The sequence below is a fragment of the Aquimarina sp. TRL1 genome, from assembly GCF_013365535.1.
Lineage (GTDB): Bacteria > Bacteroidota > Bacteroidia > Flavobacteriales > Flavobacteriaceae > Aquimarina > Aquimarina hainanensis.
The window spans coordinates 1,427,548-1,445,133 of record NZ_CP053590.1; the positions used below are offsets into that span (position 1 = coordinate 1,427,548).

Annotated in this window: 14 protein-coding genes; 9 read left to right on the plus strand and 5 right to left on the minus strand. The window is 35.3% G+C overall.

Going from position 1 to position 17,586, the window contains the following annotated elements; genetic code table 11:
- Positions 1-60 precede the first annotated feature (60 nt).
- Positions 61-2,451, minus strand: a complete 2,391-nt coding sequence (locus HN014_RS05640; RefSeq protein ID WP_176027909.1) for an inorganic phosphate transporter — start codon at positions 2,449-2,451, stop codon at positions 61-63.
- 87 nt (positions 2,452-2,538) lie between these two features.
- Complete coding sequence (locus HN014_RS05645; RefSeq protein WP_176027910.1) at positions 2,539-3,735, minus strand: porin; 1,197 nt, start codon at positions 3,733-3,735, stop codon at positions 2,539-2,541.
- Between the two features lie 528 nt (positions 3,736-4,263).
- Here HN014_RS05645 and HN014_RS05650 point away from each other — a divergent pair.
- From HN014_RS05650 to HN014_RS05660, 3 genes are all read left to right on the plus strand, one after another.
- Positions 4,264-4,623 carry a toxin-antitoxin system YwqK family antitoxin gene (locus tag HN014_RS05650; RefSeq protein ID WP_176027911.1) on the plus strand — a complete coding sequence of 120 codons (360 nt, stop codon included), beginning with the start codon at positions 4,264-4,266 and terminating at the stop codon, positions 4,621-4,623.
- A 377-nt stretch (positions 4,624-5,000) separates the two neighbouring features.
- Positions 5,001-7,769 (plus strand): TonB-dependent receptor, encoded by a 2,769-nt coding sequence (locus HN014_RS05655; RefSeq protein ID WP_176027912.1) that lies wholly within the window; start codon positions 5,001-5,003, stop codon positions 7,767-7,769.
- 277 nt (positions 7,770-8,046) lie between these two features.
- Positions 8,047-9,258, plus strand: a complete 1,212-nt coding sequence (locus HN014_RS05660; RefSeq protein ID WP_176027913.1) for a hypothetical protein — start codon at positions 8,047-8,049, stop codon at positions 9,256-9,258.
- 91 nt (positions 9,259-9,349) lie between these two features.
- On the opposite strand, the gene HN014_RS05665 is transcribed toward HN014_RS05660, so the two are convergent.
- A complete protein-coding gene (locus HN014_RS05665) occupies positions 9,350-10,756 on the minus strand; it encodes an MATE family efflux transporter (protein ID WP_176027914.1) in 1,407 nt (468 codons plus the stop codon).
- Between the two features lie 246 nt (positions 10,757-11,002).
- Here HN014_RS05665 and HN014_RS05670 point away from each other — a divergent pair, with 246 nt between their 5' ends.
- The 5 genes from HN014_RS05670 to HN014_RS05690 all read left to right on the plus strand — a co-directional run bounded on the left by HN014_RS05670 (position 11,003) and on the right by HN014_RS05690 (position 14,494).
- On the plus strand, positions 11,003-11,353 hold the full coding sequence (locus HN014_RS05670; protein ID WP_176027915.1) for a T9SS type A sorting domain-containing protein: 351 nt from the start codon (positions 11,003-11,005) through the stop codon (positions 11,351-11,353).
- Positions 11,354-11,436: 83 nt separating this feature from the next.
- A complete protein-coding gene (locus tag HN014_RS05675; RefSeq protein ID WP_176027916.1) occupies positions 11,437-12,414 on the plus strand; it encodes an acyl transferase in 978 nt (325 codons plus the stop codon).
- A gap of 1 nt (position 12,415) precedes the next feature.
- Entirely contained in the window at positions 12,416-13,429 is a 1,014-nt protein-coding gene (locus tag HN014_RS05680) for a hypothetical protein (RefSeq protein ID WP_176027917.1), read from the plus strand.
- 9 nt (positions 13,430-13,438) lie between these two features.
- Complete coding sequence (locus HN014_RS05685) at positions 13,439-13,954, plus strand: DUF350 domain-containing protein (protein ID WP_176027918.1); 516 nt, start codon at positions 13,439-13,441, stop codon at positions 13,952-13,954.
- A gap of 87 nt (positions 13,955-14,041) precedes the next feature.
- Positions 14,042-14,494, plus strand: coding sequence for a YHS domain-containing (seleno)protein (locus HN014_RS05690; RefSeq protein WP_176027919.1), 453 nt, complete (start codon positions 14,042-14,044; stop codon positions 14,492-14,494).
- A gap of 82 nt (positions 14,495-14,576) precedes the next feature.
- On the opposite strand, the gene tyrS is transcribed toward HN014_RS05690, so the two are convergent.
- Complete coding sequence (gene tyrS / locus HN014_RS05695) at positions 14,577-15,872, minus strand: tyrosine--tRNA ligase (RefSeq protein WP_176027920.1); 1,296 nt, start codon at positions 15,870-15,872, stop codon at positions 14,577-14,579.
- Between the two features lie 191 nt (positions 15,873-16,063).
- Between tyrS and HN014_RS05700 the strand changes: the two genes are divergently transcribed.
- A complete protein-coding gene (locus HN014_RS05700) occupies positions 16,064-17,095 on the plus strand; it encodes an NAD-dependent epimerase/dehydratase family protein (RefSeq protein ID WP_176027921.1) in 1,032 nt (343 codons plus the stop codon).
- Positions 17,096-17,100: 5 nt separating this feature from the next.
- Here the strand turns inward: HN014_RS05700 and HN014_RS05705 are convergent, their stop codons facing one another.
- Positions 17,101-17,556: a DUF4296 domain-containing protein gene (locus HN014_RS05705; RefSeq protein WP_176027922.1), complete on the minus strand. Its 456-nt coding sequence runs from the start codon at positions 17,554-17,556 to the stop codon at positions 17,101-17,103.
- Positions 17,557-17,586: the final 30 nt, after the last annotated feature.

The following is a 17,586-nucleotide window of genomic DNA, read 5'->3' on the forward strand; positions in this document are numbered from 1 at the left end:
AAAAAAAGCCAAATGTTAAAAAAACACTTGGCTTTTGCTTTTATAGTATCTAGGATCTTATTACTCCTTATGTCCTCTGTAGGTCTCTAGCAGGTTCATTGTCGCAGTAATCAAATCTTTAGTTTCTAACAACAAGCCAAAGTATAAAGTCGTATTCTTAGGACTGTTTTCTTCAGTACGTGTTCTCGCTACTTGTTTGTCTATTTTTTGATTTAATCGATCATACAATTCTTGTTTTTCATTGATAATCGTATCAATATGATCAAAATCCCGGGTGTCGAAGATCCTTTTTATTTTTCCAAATAAATCATTCACTTGCACATCAATTTCTTTCAGATCTTTTATCTGATTAAATCTAAGCTTTTTATGATTATTATTCACATGTTTATGTCCTGATTTTGTAATATATTCCAGGGATTGTGTAATGTCCTGAATATACCCTAAAATCGTAATATAGAAGTTACTGGCGCTTACACTAGATTCATCGAGATTCTTAATGAAATAGAAAATATTATCTCTTAATTCTTCTACTTCTGCATCTAGTTTCGAAATTCCTTTTTTAGTCTTTTTCAAAGCGATCAGATCATATTTTATAAGACTCTCTAGTGTATTTCCATAAATCTTGTTCGCTCTATTCACAAAGGACTTAATATTATCTGCACTTTCTTCTATAACACCCTGAACAGAACTACTTTCAGATTTCTTCAATCGATCTTCCTCTTTTTCTGCTTTCGCTCTCTTTCTGTAATTCAGCGTATTTCTTACCAATAACACAACAGCAATCAACAATAGGATTGCAATCATTACCGTTCCTCCTAAATGAATCAGGAAAGCTAGTGTAGCAGATGCCACAAAAGCGATAAAGGCTGTAAAGAACCACCCTCCGATCACATTAAATACTCCGGCAACTCGGTATACAGCACTTTCACTGCCCCAGGCCCTATCTGATAAAGAGGTACCCATGGCCACCATAAAAGTAACATAGGTAGTAGATAATGGCAATTTCATAGAAGTTGCTATAGAGATCAATACTCCCGCTACCATTAGGTTTACTGCTGCTCTTACTTTATCAAAAGCCGGCATTTCATATTTTTTGTCCTTGGCAATGGCAATAACCGGTTTCTCAAATTGTTTTTCGATTTTCGCCTGTACTGAAGCCGGTAGTATTGCTGATGCGTACTGAGACATTAACATTGCACCACGAACAACTCCTCTGGACAAGAAATTAGGTGTAAAACGTTCTCTGGATTCCCCTTCTCTAGAAAGGTTAATCTCTGTTTCTGCTACATATCTGGCTTTCTTAGAAAACCACAATGTCAATACCATTACCAATCCTGCTCCAAATAACAGTAAGGTAGGTGTATCCACTTTCTTACCAAGAATAGCCATCGAAAACTCATGCGCCGGTACTCCAGAAGCAGACCAGGCTTCGTATGATTGCCATGCTGCCACAGGAACTCCAATAAAGTTTACCAAATCATTCCCTGCAAAAGCCAATGCCAACGCAAATGTCCCTACAATTATGATAATCTTATAAATATCGATTTTAAAAACGCTTATCAATAAGTAGGACAATGCAGATAAAATTACAAATCCAATCCCTACTATTGGCAAAACATATATCTCTAATAACCCTCTTAGTGTAAGAGAAACAGTTCCTGCTTCTTCACTGATTTTTACAAAATCTTTTTTCGCTTTAGCCAATTCTTTCACCGACTCAAAAGAGGTAGAGAAAAAATCATTCGCCCAATCTAATAATCCACTTGCACCTCCACTATATATAACATCTACAATTGATTTTGCATAGCTAGTTCCTTTAATACCTTTTATAAAAATAAAGTACAGAATAGCTGTTAAGGCAATTCCTCCGAATAAGGCACCAACCCATTTTGCTTTTTTCTCAAACTGAAAAGACAGCAATAATCTGGTTACATATTGCACAATGGCTCCTACAGAAAAGGCAACTGCAACAGAAAGAAGAATCCCCGAAATAATCTGAGTTGCTTTTTTTGTATTTATAAAATGCCCCAAATCAGAGGTTGTCAAAGAAGAATCTGCTCCGATCTTAATCAAAGCAACACATACTGCTGCTCCTAACAATTCAAATACAATCGATACCGTTGTGGATGTAGGCATCCCCAGGGTATTAAAAAAATCCAGTAATAATATATCTGTGATCATTACAGCCATGAAAATGATCATAATCTCATCAAAATAAAATTCTCCGGGAACAAAAATCCCTTTCCTCGCCACTTCCATCAAACCACTGGAAAAAATAGCTCCCGCAGCAATCCCTATACTTGCAACGATCATTATCGTTCTGAACGATATTGCCTTAGAACCTATGGCAGAGTTCAGAAAGTTCACAGCGTCATTACTGACCCCAACCACTAGATCTGCCACTGCCAAAATAGCCAGCGCAACAATCATTAAAATGTAAATGTCACTCATCTAATTATTTTTAAAATGCAAATATTACAATCAATTTCTAGTTCAATGTTACCTTATTGTTATGTCCCTGTTATAGAACGTATTTTCCTACAAATGAATATCCATTTGTATTCTAAACAGTAAACCATTCCCTTTTCCTCCAATCGTAGTATAACTAAGATCAGATTGAACTTTTAAGTTATGCCCCGCAATATACTTTGAAATCCCTAATGTATACTGTTCTTCTATTAATTTATTCACTTCCTTATCAAAATTAACAGAAGTATATCTTCCTGCAATCTCCCAATTATTTTTTAGCAGGTACCCTGCCTGCATATTCAATGCATTTCCAACCTGTACAACATCACCGGTTTCCGTTCCATTTTCGTCTACCGCAACTGGCTCATCTGCATCTCTATCTGCAAATTCTCCCATAAAAGAAAAACCTTTATACTTAAACATCGCATCTACAAAAACAGTTTGAATATCAGTTTCATAAAACCCTGTCTGTGTTCGCATATAATCCCCCATATTACTTCTTGTTTTCACTGCATTACTATTATAATCATATGCTGCAGCAAATGCCAACTTTGGAGTTTCCTCTCTTTTCAGATCTCCTCCTTTATAATCTCCTTTTCCTTTGAACTTCCCAAAAGGCAACAATTCTACCTTGGCAGTATATTGATGACCTCCCAAATTTCCAGTAGTCACATTTCTACCTTCTCCCTGAGAAACTGCAATAGCTTCTCTAATGATAAAGTTATCTGAGATATTAAAATGGTGTCGTAATTGAAGTCCCATATCACGATCAATATTAAACCTGCTGTTCAACCTGGAGCGGTCTACTAACTGCATATTACCAGAAGAAATGACACGCTCTCTGTTTCCAGGAAGTTTTGTCTGACCAACCCACAAAACAAAATTTTCATAAAAATTCCATTTTACTACAGCGTCCAATATATATCTGGGAGTATCTCCCGTAAATTCTGATCCTCCGGAAAGATCCCTGTTAGAAAGTCCTAATTCTATCTTATATTGAAGCTTTGGAGAATATGCAAAACCATTAAACTTTAATCGAGCACGACGTACCAAAAAGTTGGATTCTAACTTCCCTATATCTCCATTATCTATATCCCATGAAGAAGTTGAAAGAAATTGCATTCTGGGAGCAAATTTCACACTCCAGGAGCTATCTTTTGCTACTACGTTTAAAATTCCTTTTCCAAATTTTGTAGAAGCTTCCTGACCTTGTATCGAAGAAATAGCACACAAGAGCCCTACTACAAGTGTAGTTAATAATCTCATTTATCAAGTATTAGTTTTTGTCGGAGGCAAATAACCAACATTCATGTTAACTAAATGTTAACTAAATATTTTATAAAGATTATCTTACAGAAAAACCGCAAAAAAACACACCTTGAAGTTTTTAGGCATAAAAAAAGGCTGACTGGCCTAGTCAGCCTCGTATTTCAAAAATCCAAGTCGACAAAAACTAATACGATTCTTTGAACTACATGTCAATCATATGATTCGACAAAACTATTTTATTCCTGCCTTCTGTATGTTACCCAAACTTTAAACTAACGTTAAAGATGTTAAGAAACAATTAAGTCCATTTATCTTCTGGTAACAAAAAAACTGCTCTAAAATAGCACGCTCTTTTAAGAATAAAACAACTTCATTTTTACAAAAAACAAGAAACACTAAACACTAACAATCAGCACATTAAAACTTCAATGTTAATTTAATGTTATCAAAACATTGATTTTATGTAAAATATTTATTACTTTTATAATCAGATAAATGACGATTAATGTATTAACAATGACAGCAATGAAAAGAATTATCACCTCAATAACATTATTATGCTCTGTTGCTTTATTTGCACAGGAGACAAAACCTACTTTTGAAAAACAGGGAGATCTTATAAAGGGAACTTTCTATCATGATAACGGGCAAGTACGCCAAGAAGGGTTTTACAAGAACAAAAAATTACATGGAAAATGGGTCTCTTATGACGCTACGGGAAAAAAGATCTCCATGGGACAATATAATAACGGTATAAAAACAGGAAAATGGTTTTTCTGGAATGAAGACAAATTATCTGAAGTAAATTATACTGATAACAAGATAGCATCTGCCACAACCTGGTCAGATAAGAATAATGTTGTTGTTAACTACAATAACCAATAATATACCCCCAAGCCTACATTACTATTACATATGCTATACGCGCATACTTATATAAGTATACGCGTACATAAAAAATTAAAACAGCCATTATATCGATATAATGGCTGTTTTAATTTTGCAAACTCTTTATTTTTTAACATTTTGTTTACAATTTAGTCTGGTTCTCAATAACAACTCTTCACTACTTTCAAGCTCCTAGAAAACATCTTTCTTCCCTGTAAATCAAAACAGTACTCCTCCTTACACCTCTCTTTGTATATAATCACTATTACCTGGGTAACAATTCAATAACATTAAAGTGATGCATATTTAATGTTCGAGTAACACCCACTTAACAGTTACTATGGTTCTTTGCACCAAATTTCAGAAAACAAAAAATGAAAAAAATCACTACTTTCCTGGCATGCTTATTTGTCGGGATACTTTTTGCTCAGGAGAAAGGATCAATAAGCGGAATGATTACAGATAAGGAATCCAATGATTCTCCTTTGCCTTTTGCTAATGTTGTACTTAAGGGAACAACGATTGGTACTGCAACAGATTTCGATGGAAAGTATACTATTGACAACATCCCTGTTGGAACATATATAGTAGAGTTTAGTTTCACGGGATACGAAACAGTAACAATACCAAATGTAGTTGTAGAAGCAGGAAAAAATGTTGTTATTGATACAAAACTAGGTGCTACAGCAGCTGCGTTAGAAGAAGTACTAATCAAAGTAGAAACCAGTAAGGAAAAGGAAGAAGCCTTACTTTTAGAACAAAAAAATGCTGTAAAGATTGAACAAAAGATCGGAGCACAGGAATTATCGCGAAAAGGAGTTAGTGATGCTACTGCAGCAGCTACTAAAATTTCCGGAGTTGCCAAGCAGGAAGGAAGTAATAAAGTATATGTAAGAGGACTTGGTGACAGGTACAATGCGACTACGTTAAACAACCTTCCTTTACCTTCAAATGACCCTGCAAATAAAAACATTTCTTTGGATCTTTTCCCAACAGATGTAATCCAAAACCTAAGTGTAAGCAAGGCTTTTTCTTATTCGCAAACAGGAGATGCTGCAGGAGCAAATATCAATATAAACAGTAAAGTTCTTCAAGGTAAAGGAGGACTTACTGTAGGGATCTCTAGCGGTTTTAACTCACAAACCATAGGGGTAGGAGAATTTCAAACTATAGATGGAGCAAATTGGATTGGTTTTGCAGATCATACGACACATCAGGTTACAGACTTGACTGTATACCCATTTGATGACAACCTGGCTACAAATAAATCAGGAGTTACCCCATTAAATCTGGGAGCATCTGTAAACTGGGGAAAAAAGTATGACGTTGGAGAAGAAGGATCTTTTTCAGCTTTCCTTGTAGGCTCATTTAGCAGTGGATATACATTTAGAGATGGAATTTCTATAAACTTTAATAATGATGGAACTTTTGGAAGTAATTATCCTGAGGCAAAAGAGTTTAAATATGCCAGTACTAAAGTAGCAATGGGGAATTTCACCTATAAAATCAATCCTAATAACAAAATTTCATACAATGCTCTTTTAGTACAATCTAATGATCAAAAAGTGCAAGACTACCTAGGAACAAAACCTGATGTAGCTGATAATGAAAATGAGCTTGCCAGAGTGGTACAACAAACCCAATCTCAGAATCTATTAGCAGTAAACCAACTATTATCAGAGCACAAACTAGGAGAATCATACGACCTAAACCTTGGAGCATCTTATAATATTGTAAAAAACGATGAACCAAACCGAAAGAAAAATATTTTCATCATTAACACAGCTGATGAAACAACATTATTAGCTTCTGGAACCCCTAGAAACAATAGTAGATATTATCACAACCTGAAAGAAGATGATATCACAGCAAAGGTATCTTTATCCAGATACTTAGGAAACCGAATTCCTGATGAAAATAAAGGAAAAGTAACTTTTGACTATACATACAGAAATACGCAACGAGATTTTGAAGCAATCTATTTCGACTACAACTTATCAAAACCTACAGCAGTCGATCCAAACAATCTAGAAGCAACGCTTAACCAAGAAGCAATAGACAACAATGTTTTTAGATTCACTACAGGATTCGGATCAGGAGACAATGCATTAGATCCATTTACTTACAATGGAGGCAAAACCATCCAATCTGCATCCATAGGATTAGATTACAAAATCAGTGACCGTTTCTTTGTAAATATCGGAGGTAAATTCGAAGATATAAAAATGGAAGTAGAATGGTTAACAAACCTAACCAACTCTAATGATGAAAACGGAGGACCATTACATATTGATAATACTTATGTCCTTCCATCTTTGAACCTAAAATACAACGTATCTGAAAAACACATCCTTCGACTAGCTGCCAGTCAGACATATACGTATCCACAATTTAAAGAAGTAGCTCCTTTCGTATATGAAGGAATTGATTATCTGGAGTCAGGGAACCCAGACTTAAAACCTTCGGACAACTATAATATTGATCTAAAATGGGAAACATACCCTAAAAAAGACGAACTTATATCTGCCACTATCTTTGGAAAACAAATCAATGAAGCAATCAACAGAATCGAGCGTATCTCTGCTGCAGACAGAAACTTTACTTATGCAAACCTTGGAGATGCTACCATCGCAGGGGTAGAAGTAGAAATAAAGAAAAACTTATACACCCTGGAAGACGACACATCTGAAAAAGTGCAAAAGGTAACTTTTGGTGCCAATGCAACTTATATGTACACAAACCTAAAGTTCAAGGATGCTGAAGAACTTCAGGAACAAGGGATCTCTGTTACAGAAGAGGAATCTGAATTAGAAGGTGCTGCTCCACTATTGATTAACAGTGATATTTCTTACAGACACATTGTAGACAAAAAAGAATTTTTAGCAACTCTTGTTTTCTCTTATCAAGCAGACAAGGTATATGGTATTGGTTCTAACTTTAATAACAATACGGTTCAAAAATCATTTGCTAACCTCGATCTTATTTTAGAAAGAAAGTTTAACGAGCGATTAGGTATTAAGCTTAAAGCAACCAATCTTTTAGACAACAAAATAGAACAGGTTAGAGACGTTCCACAAGAACTTGTTATGAGATCATACAATAGAGGGATTAACTTCTCTTTGGGAATGAGTTATAAATTCTAATAACAGAAAGAGAATCAAAAGTTACGACGAATGATTCTGGAACACAGAAAATAACTCCCTCTCTTCATGAGTGTAAAAACATTTTCGACAATAGCCTTTCCTTATCAGAAAGGCTATTGTTTTTTACTAAAAAACCTCAAACCGAATACGGTGCTCACATAACACTAAATTAATACTAGATAACAACTCATAACATTTTTATAATGCCTGCTTTACAATGGATTTAGAACTGATTGAGTTATTTGCAGCATCAAAAAAAACTCAAAAAAAGTTATCAATGAAAACAATCAAATTCTTATCAATCTGTGCTCTATCTGTATTAGCATTCTCATGTTCTAGTGATGATGATAACAATGGGGGAGGAAACGACAACAAAAAATTTGATCTAGAGATCGACGCTCAGGATGATTTTGATGCTCAAGATTTCAAAGGGAACATCAACACAAATATCAAATTAAGTGCCAGCACTGAATATTTACTTACAGGACCTTTAAAAGTAAAAAGTGGAAATACACTAACAATAGAAGCAGGTACTATCATCAAGGCTAAATCTGGTCGTACTGATGTATTTCTTGCTGTTGAACAAGGAGCTAAAATAGAAGCAAAAGGAACTGCTGCTGCTCCAATTCGTTTTACATCTGATGCTTCAAACCCTGCACCTGGTGACTGGGGAGGAATCGTTGTAGCCGGAAAAACTCCAACAAACAAAGGAGCTACTGCTGAAACTGAAGTTGCTGGATTAAACTACGGAGGAACCGACACAGAAGATAACTCTGGTACACTTTCTTATGTAATCGCGGAATACACAGGAGCAAAAATTAATGGAGAGCAAGAATTCAACGGAATCTCTCTATATACTATCGGAACTAAAACCACTATCAACAACATCGCTGTATTCAACGGAGCTGATGATGGAGTTGAATTCTTCGGAGGAACTGTAAACGTAGAAAACATCTTATGTGTTAATATCAAAGATGATATGTTTGATTTCACAGAAGGATATACAGGAAAAATAACAAACGCATTCGGAGTAAGAGAAAAAGATTTCAGCGATGCTACTGAAGACCCAAGAGGTATCGAAGGTGACAGTAACGGATCTAACACTGCTGCTACTCCTGTTTCTAAGCCAACTTTCGAAAACGTAACGATCATCAATTTATCTGCTGATACTGCATTAAAGTCTGGTGCTGAAATCAGAAGAGGTTCTGAAGTGACTATTAACAACTTATTCTTCGGAACTGTAGGAACTGCTTCTTTCGGAAACAGAATCGATACTAAAGATGATAAAGGAGACGGAACTGTAACTATTACTGGTGCTGTACAGCAAGGTAATGTTGGAGAAGATAAAATAGGAGGTACTATCAACGGTACATTCACTACTAACGATAACGCAATCACTATCGGAGCTGATAACGTAGTATCTATTGCTAATGGTGTAGGAGCTGATTTCTCTAAGTTCTCTTGGACTAACTACACAGTAAAAAACTAATTGTCTTTATATAATTTATTACAAATTAGGGATTTTAGAAATCTCCTTTCGTTACGAAAGGAGATTTTCTTTTTTTGATAGCATACTGGTTTTAAATCGTAACTTTCTTCCAGTTTCCTTTTTTAAAAATTACAATTCCAATAATTGCGATCAATGCTTCTGCCAGAGAAATAGCAATCAAAACTCCCATCACACCCCAATCAAATACCAATGCCATGATATAGGCAAACGGAACCTGAAAAAGCCAAAAACAAAAGAAGTTAATAATCGTAGGTGTTTTGGTATCCCCTGCTCCGTTAAAAGATTGTATAATCACCATTCCATAAGCATAAAAAACATATCCTATTGCGATCATTCGAAGACTCAATGCTCCACTTGACACCACTAAGGGATCATCGCTAAAGATCCTAATAATCATCTCTGCACAAAGCAGGTAAAAAACAGATACCACGAACATAAAAATAGCATTGTATTTTCCCGTTTTCCAAACGGACTGTTCTGCTCTGTCCGCAGCTCCTGCCCCCAGGTTCTGACCGACTAAAGTCGCAGCAGCATTACTCATTCCCCAAGATGGCATCAAAGTAAACATCAATACTCTTACAGCAATTGTATATCCTGCTAATACCTCACTTCCAAACTCTGACATAATACGCATCAATAATACCCAACTAGAAGTCCCAATAATAAATTGCCCTATCCCTCCTGCCGAAACCCTTAACAGGTTCATCATTAATTTCAGTCTAAACACTAGGTCAGAAATCTGAATCTTTATCTTACTGGTTCCATAAAATAAGATCAGAAACTGACAAATAACCGCACTTCCTCTTCCAATGGTTGTAGCAATCGCAGCTCCTTTTACTCCAAAAGCTGGAACAGGACCAAATCCGAAAATGAAAACAGGATCTAATAATATGTTCAAAACATTAGAAAAAATCAATACTTTCATCGCTACTGAGGCATCTCCTGCTCCTCTGAAAATAGCATTAATCAGGAATAACAGTACCACTGTAATATTACTCCCTAACAGTATCTGAGTATATCCGTACCCTTTCTCTATCAATTCAGCATCCCCTCCCATGACACCTAATATTTCCTTAGGAAATACAATTCCGATAATACTCAGAATAACCGAAATACCTACCCCTAGTAATATCGCTTGTACGGCCGATTTAGAGGCTTCTTTTACCTTTTTTTCACCGATTCTTCTCGCTACTATAGAAGTAACCCCCATACTAACCCCAATAGCAATGGCATATACCAGAGTCATAACAGACTCTGTCAGTCCAACCGCAGCAATAGCATCCGCTCCTAAGCTGGAAACAAAATAAGCATCGACTAAAAAGAAAATAGACTCCATCAGCATTTCCAATATCATTGGAACTGACAGCATAAAAACGGCTCTGCGAATACTTCCTGTAGTGAACTCTTTTTGTTCACCACGTACTGCAGCCTTAAGAAATAATAATGATTTTTGAAATTTTGAAGTATGATGACCCATCAAATTAAAGAATTAAATTATAGCGTAATAACAGAATACAACAAACGGTTTCTACCTCAGTAGAAAATCATTTATCAAACACGTCGGAATTAATTCTTTATAACTTCATAATACGCCAAAAATACAGACTTTATAAGTAAAAACGAAAAATCAGGCAAAAAAACGCATATTTTTCTATTATAATCGATTTTTTTATTTTTAATTTGTATCTTTATATTTGATAACCAGATCACTACTCTTAATCATATGAAAAAAATCTACTTATTACTAATTTTTACCTGCATCATGGCTCTCTCCTTTACCCCGGGAGTAAAGGCACAGGCGCCCCATGCTGAAAAAGACCTTGCGGCTGAAATAAGTATACGAGGATTGCGAATTTACCCCAACCCTGCTTCTGCCAACGAAGGAAAGTTATACATTACTTCTGCCTCTGCCAAAACAAAAACGATTACCATCTTTAATGTTTTAGGAAAAAAAGTGCTTTTTAAAGTACTTGTTGAAAAAGTACTGGATATTTCTCCACTAAATACTGGAGTATACATTATTCAGGTCAAAGAAGGTGGAAAATCTGTCACAAAAAAACTTATTATTAATTAATTTTAATTAAACTTTATAAAAAAACACTCCTCTTTGTAGGAGTGTTTTTTTTTACCTTTGTTTCATAATAAACACTCCTTTTTATGCTGTCGAAATCCATTTTCTCAATTAAAAACAGCCAAGATTTTGAAACGGTAGCATTAAATGTATTTCAACATCAATACACGAACAATAAAATATATCAGCGATTCTGCAATTTATTAGGTGTTACAAAAACTTCGGTACGACAAATAACCGACATCCCTTTTATGCCGATTGAGTTTTTCAAACAATATCCTGTTATTGATAACACCCCTTCTATCGCAAAAATTTTCACCAGTAGCGGTACCACAGGAACCATAACCAGCAAACATTATGTAGCTGATTTAGCACTATATGAACAAAGTTTCAGAAAAGCATTTTCTTATTTCTATGGAGACATCACCGATTATACAGTATTAGCATTGCTTCCTTCATATCTGGAAAGAGAAGGCTCCTCTCTGGTATATATGGCTGAACAACTGATCAAAGACAGCAAAACAAGTAGCAGTGGTTTTTATCTTCATGATACCGACAAACTGATTAAAACACTACAGCAATGCGAGGGAAGTTCAAAAAAAACACTTCTTATTGGTGTATCTTTTGCCTTATTAGATCTTGTAGAAGCTTATCCTTTATCTTTTAAAAATATTATTATTATGGAGACTGGAGGTATGAAAGGGAGAAGAAAGGAATTGATTAGAGAAGAACTACACCGTATCCTATCAGAAGGGTTTCATGTCCCTTCCATTCATAGTGAGTATGGAATGACCGAATTATTATCTCAAGCGTATTCCAAAGGCAATGGAAGCTTTAATTGTCCTCCCTGGATGGATGTAATTATTCGCGATACAGAAGATGCCCTATCCTATATTCCGTATGGAAAAACAGGCGGGATTAACGTTATCGACCTGGCAAACCTACACTCCTGTTCTTTTATTGCAACTCAGGATCTAGGTAAAAAATATAAAGACGGTAGTTTCGAGGTATTAGGTCGATTCGATCACAGTGATATCAGGGGTTGTAATCTAATGGTACTATAGAATGTCTTCGAAAAAAAACAATACGCTCGGTTGCTTTGGCTATCCTGCAATAGTCTTAATTGCTTTTATCAGCAGTAGTTTTGTATGCTTTTTTATACCTGTCCGCTTATTTACTTTATTTATCTTCTTTTTATTGCTTTTCTCGTGGCTTACCGGAAAGTATATCGAAAAGAAACCTGCAAAGTATTTCATTCCTAATGTCATCCTATTCGCAGCTATATTTTATTTAAAAAACTTGTTATTCAGCAGCGATAACATCCATGACTACCAGCCAGAAACTTCAGAAATTGTATCTAAGGAAAAAAAAGTAATTAACGGGGATTCTCTTTTTATCCTGACACATCAAAGAAAGTGGAAAGATAATTACGGAAATAGATTCTCAGGAGATTTCTCTATTAGAGAAAGGGATTATTTTGCTTCTGCCAAAGCGTACGACAATCACACTTCGCACTTACAAAAAATGCACTGGGCAAATCTCTATGCATATCTTATAAACACGAATACGCCTCACCTGGATTTAATTCTTCAGGAGTTCGAACAAATTCAAAAACAAAAAAAGCTAACGCAATTCGAGTTTGCCGAGATGGTTGTTTCCTTTGTACAAGATATTCCGTATTCTTTCGTTTTTAGCAAACAGTGCGAATCTCCCGAAAAATACGAAGCATCAATTAGAGATATCTTGCAAAAATGCCAGAAATGTTGCATTGGTAATATACCCTTCGGGATACAACCTCCTACCTTATTCATGGGCAATCTAAAAGGAGACTGTGACACCCGTACTGTACTTATTTTTGCCATCCTGAACCATTTTGGATACGAGGTAGCCATCTTAAACAGTAATTACTACAAACATTCTATCCTGGGACTTCATATTCCTGCCAAAGGAAAATTTAAACCTTATAAAGGGAAACGCTATTACGTATGGGAAACTACCTCAAAAAATTTCTCAATCGGCGTTCTCCCCAGTAACTTTGCAAACATAAAACACTGGAATATCATCCTGACAAACACATAAAACTATTATATGAAAACGAAACTACTAACGCTCGCCTCTATAGAAATACTACTATCTATTTTTGTTTCAGTAGTCATCATATTTATTTCCTTCAAAATTCTTCAAAAAGTTTTTTTAAAAAAAGTATCGTTAAGAGAAGATAATATTGCATTTTCTATTTTTACCGGAGGGATTATCCTGTCTATAGGGCTTATTTTAAGTGAAATCATCCCGTCTATCACTAATATCATACGAATTTCATTATCCGGACAGGATCAAGTATCAATCACTGAAATTATAACCTATTCAGGAGTATACTTATTTATCGGTTTTGTCTTTGCTGTACTGACAAACATTGCTGTTTTCTTTTTGTTTTCTGCACTGACAAAAGGGATTAATGAATTTAAGGATATTCAGCAAAACAACACCTCTACCGCACTGATTGTAACCGCTACGTTATTATCGATTACTATTATTGCCAAAAACAGTATCAGCTTACTTATCAGTGCACTAATCCCTTATCCGGAAACCACTAATTTTCTTTAAAGCACTTCTACTTATAATTCTGTAATTAAGATGTAAGGAATCTTTTTTATCTCCGACTTATTCTTTGCTTACGGAAAAGAATATGCTATGAAAAAAAGGGTTCTTATAATTTGCTTGTTTGTCGTTACGTTTTTTTATGCGCAACAGGATTACAATACCAAAAATGGTCTTGTTGCTAATGGATATGATGTTACAGAATATTTCAACAATAAAGCAATTAAAGGGGACCCCAATTTTACTAGTTCCTATAACGGTGTAAGCTATCAGTTCATTACTGCCGCAAATAAAGAAAAATTTGACAAAAATCCCATAAAGTATATTCCTCAATATGGCGGATATTGCGCATATGCGATTGGCATTAATGGCGAAAAGGTTTCCATAAACCCTAAAACATTTGAGATACGGGATGGAAAATTGTATTTGTTTTACAATTCATGGGGTATTAACACCCTAAAAAAATGGAAACAGGAAGGTGCAGAAGACCTGCAAGAAAAAGCCGATAAAAATTGGGCGAAATTGGGCAGCACCCTTAAACATTAGAGAATTTTTTCAATAATTGATTGGTTGGTTGACAAAGCCTGCTCTGGAAAATTCCGACAGGCTTTGTTCTTTTTTTAATCTTTTATTTTACACGAATAACGAAGTAATTTTTCTTTCCTCGCTGCAACAATACAAACTGATCATTAATCAAATCTGTAGTAGCTATCATATATGAATCAGATACTTTTTCTTTATTGACAGATATTGAGTTTTCCTTTAAAGCTCTTCTTGCTTCTCCATTGGATTTAAGAAAACCGGTATGCTGTGCTAATGCCCCAACAATATCTAATCCTTCAGTAATCAGATCTTTTGTTAATTCTGCCTGAGGTACTCCTTCAAACACATCTAAAAATGTAGCTTCGTCCAATCCTTTTAAATCTGCAGAAGTAGATTTACCAAACAGAATATTAGATGCTGCAATCGCATTATCCAGATCTTCCTTAGAGTGTACCATAACAGTAATTTCTTCTGCTAGTTTTTTCTGCAAGGCACGTTGATGTGGTGCTTCTTTATGTGCAGCAATCAATGCTTCTATTTCCTCTTTAGTTAAGAAAGTAAAGATTTTAATATATTTTTCAGCATCTTCATCACTGGTATTTAACCAATATTGATAAAACTTATATGGAGATGTTTTCGCAGCATCTAACCAGATATTACCTCCTTCAGTTTTTCCAAACTTAGTTCCGTCTGCTTTAGTTATTAATGGACAGGTCAATGCATAGCCTTTTCCTCCTCCAATTCTACGAATCAACTCTGTACCTGTGGTAATATTCCCCCATTGGTCGCTACCTCCCATCTGAAGGGTACAATTATGCGTTCTGAACAAGTGTAAAAAATCATACCCCTGTACCAACTGGTATGTAAACTCTGTAAAAGACATCCCTTCTGAAGATTCAGAAGACAACCTTTTCTTTACAGAATCTTTTGCCATCATATAATTAACCGTAATATGCTTTCCTACATCTCTGATAAACTCCAGAAATGAAAACTCCTTCATCCAGTCATAGTTATTTACTAAAACCGCTGCATTAGCTGCGTCACTATCAAAATCCAGAAATCGCTCTAATTGAGATTTTATCGCCTCCTGATTATGTCTTAATGTTTTTTCATCTAGCAAATTACGCTCTGCTGATTTCCCCGAAGGATCTCCTATCATACCGGTAGCACCTCCTACTAACGCAAAAGGCTTATGTCCTGCTAATTGGAAATGACGTAATAACATCACTCCAACAAGATGACCAATATGCAAGGAATCTGCCGTAGGATCAATCCCCACATATGCTCCCCTCATTTCTTCTAACAGATGTTCTTCTGTATTTGGCATTACATCATGTAACATCCCTCGCCAAGTGATCTCTTCTATAAAGTTCTTAGTCATTTTCCTATGTTTCTATTATGACCTACAAATATAAAAATATGAGATAATATTACACTATCGATACATGAAGAAATCCTATTGGGTATTGTATAAAAAAACACATTTCCACAGAAGAGGTTTATAGTAACTCTGCTCTTTTTAGACTCTCAGATTAACAAATAATTTATACTTTAGTCAGCAGAAATTATATCATGATTTTAGTCACAGGAGCAACAGGGTTAGTCGGTAGTCATCTATTAGCAACACTGGTAAAAGAAGAACTGCCTATCAAGGCATTGTATCGTACAGAAGCAAAAAAAGAGTATGTTCGGCATATTTTTAATTACCATCACCCACAAGAAGGAGACTCCTTATTCTCTGTTATTCAATGGATTCAATGTACCCTAGAAGATGTTCCGGGACTCACGGATGCTTTTAACGACGTCACCCATGTTTATCATTGTGCTGCTCTTATTTCTTTTGACCCGGCAGATTACAAAGAACTTCGAAAAACGAACATCGAAGGAACCGCCAATATTGTCAATATCTGTATACAGAAAAAAGTACAGAAACTATGTTATATAAGTTCGATCGCCACTCTAAACAAAGGAGCTGAAAACACAAATATCAATGAAAGCTCCGAATGGAACTCCGAAGAACCTCATTCGGTATATGCCATTACTAAATACGGAGCAGAAATGGAGGTCTGGAGAGGAAATAAGGAAGGACTAGACACGGTTATTGTCAATCCGGGAATAATCATCGGACCTGGTTTCTACGATAGTGGAAGCGGGCTACTTTTTTCTAAAATACACAGGGGGTTATCTTATCATACCCCGGGAATCACTGGATATGTCGCCGTATCAGATGTTGTAAAAATCACACACAGGTTAATGAAAGGGAATTATTCTGACGAACGGTATATTCTCGTTAGTGAGAACAATAGTTACAAAACCGTATTCACCCTTATTGCTCACGCCCTTCATAAAAAACCGCCCCATAAAAAAGCATCTGTCTTTCTGATGAAAACCGGATATTACTTGCAATTAATCGGATATCGTCTTTTCAGAACCAAACGATCTATATTCAGATCTTCTATCAAAAGTGCTTTTTCGGAAACATTTTATGAAAATGAAAAAATCAAAAAAGAGCTCACTTATTCGTTTGAAAAAATAGAAGCCTCCATTACAGAGGCTGCTAATTTCTTCCTGAAAGAAAAAAATAAATCAAGGATACAGAAATAAAATAATCACTTCTTTTTACGCTCCTTTTTCAGTTGTTTAATCTCCCGTTTTTCTTTGTTTTTATTATGAATAAACATTCGAAGTGAATCTTCTTTCCTTTTTAATGAATCTTCTTTTTTTTCGAGTTCTTCATAGGCTACTTTTCTCTTCTCTAATTGCTTTTTAACACTATCAAAAACCTTTTTATAGCGGTCTAATTTTGTAATATACCAAGCCCTGTTTTTCTCAAAAACAAGACTGTCAATCCCATGTTTTTTTAGAATATAGGCTTCGGGATCAAAGTATTTTTCTTCCAATTTTTTTTTATAAGAAATCTTTGCCGCTTTTACATAAGCAATATCCGTCAGAATTTCTACCATCCTCTCTTCTTGTATAAAAGGATCTGGTTTTTCTTTTTTGTCGATACTCTGACATGAAAAAACCACGATCGTCATTATTACCAAACAAAGCTTCTTATTCATTTTTTCTTAATTAAACGTATTTTATATATC

What these genes read in the sequence shown, in the direction of transcription:
- HN014_RS05640 (WP_176027909.1), bottom strand. Translation starts at nt 2,451, where the DNA reads ATGAGTGACATTTACATTTTAATGATTGTTGCGCTGGCTATTTTGGCA.
- HN014_RS05645 (WP_176027910.1), bottom strand. Translation starts at nt 3,735, where the DNA reads ATGAGATTATTAACTACACTTGTAGTAGGGCTCTTGTGTGCTATTTCT.
- HN014_RS05650 (WP_176027911.1), top strand. Translation starts at nt 4,264, where the DNA reads ATGAAAAGAATTATCACCTCAATAACATTATTATGCTCTGTTGCTTTA.
- HN014_RS05655 (WP_176027912.1), top strand. Translation starts at nt 5,001, where the DNA reads ATGAAAAAAATCACTACTTTCCTGGCATGCTTATTTGTCGGGATACTT.
- HN014_RS05660 (WP_176027913.1), top strand. Translation starts at nt 8,047, where the DNA reads ATGAAAACAATCAAATTCTTATCAATCTGTGCTCTATCTGTATTAGCA.
- HN014_RS05665 (WP_176027914.1), bottom strand. Translation starts at nt 10,756, where the DNA reads ATGGGTCATCATACTTCAAAATTTCAAAAATCATTATTATTTCTTAAG.
- HN014_RS05670 (WP_176027915.1), top strand. Translation starts at nt 11,003, where the DNA reads ATGAAAAAAATCTACTTATTACTAATTTTTACCTGCATCATGGCTCTC.
- HN014_RS05675 (WP_176027916.1), top strand. Translation starts at nt 11,437, where the DNA reads ATGCTGTCGAAATCCATTTTCTCAATTAAAAACAGCCAAGATTTTGAA.
- HN014_RS05680 (WP_176027917.1), top strand. Translation starts at nt 12,416, where the DNA reads ATGTCTTCGAAAAAAAACAATACGCTCGGTTGCTTTGGCTATCCTGCA.
- HN014_RS05685 (WP_176027918.1), top strand. Translation starts at nt 13,439, where the DNA reads ATGAAAACGAAACTACTAACGCTCGCCTCTATAGAAATACTACTATCT.
- HN014_RS05690 (WP_176027919.1), top strand. Translation starts at nt 14,042, where the DNA reads ATGAAAAAAAGGGTTCTTATAATTTGCTTGTTTGTCGTTACGTTTTTT.
- tyrS (WP_176027920.1), bottom strand. Translation starts at nt 15,872, where the DNA reads ATGACTAAGAACTTTATAGAAGAGATCACTTGGCGAGGGATGTTACAT.
- HN014_RS05700 (WP_176027921.1), top strand. Translation starts at nt 16,064, where the DNA reads ATGATTTTAGTCACAGGAGCAACAGGGTTAGTCGGTAGTCATCTATTA.
- HN014_RS05705 (WP_176027922.1), bottom strand. Translation starts at nt 17,556, where the DNA reads ATGAATAAGAAGCTTTGTTTGGTAATAATGACGATCGTGGTTTTTTCA.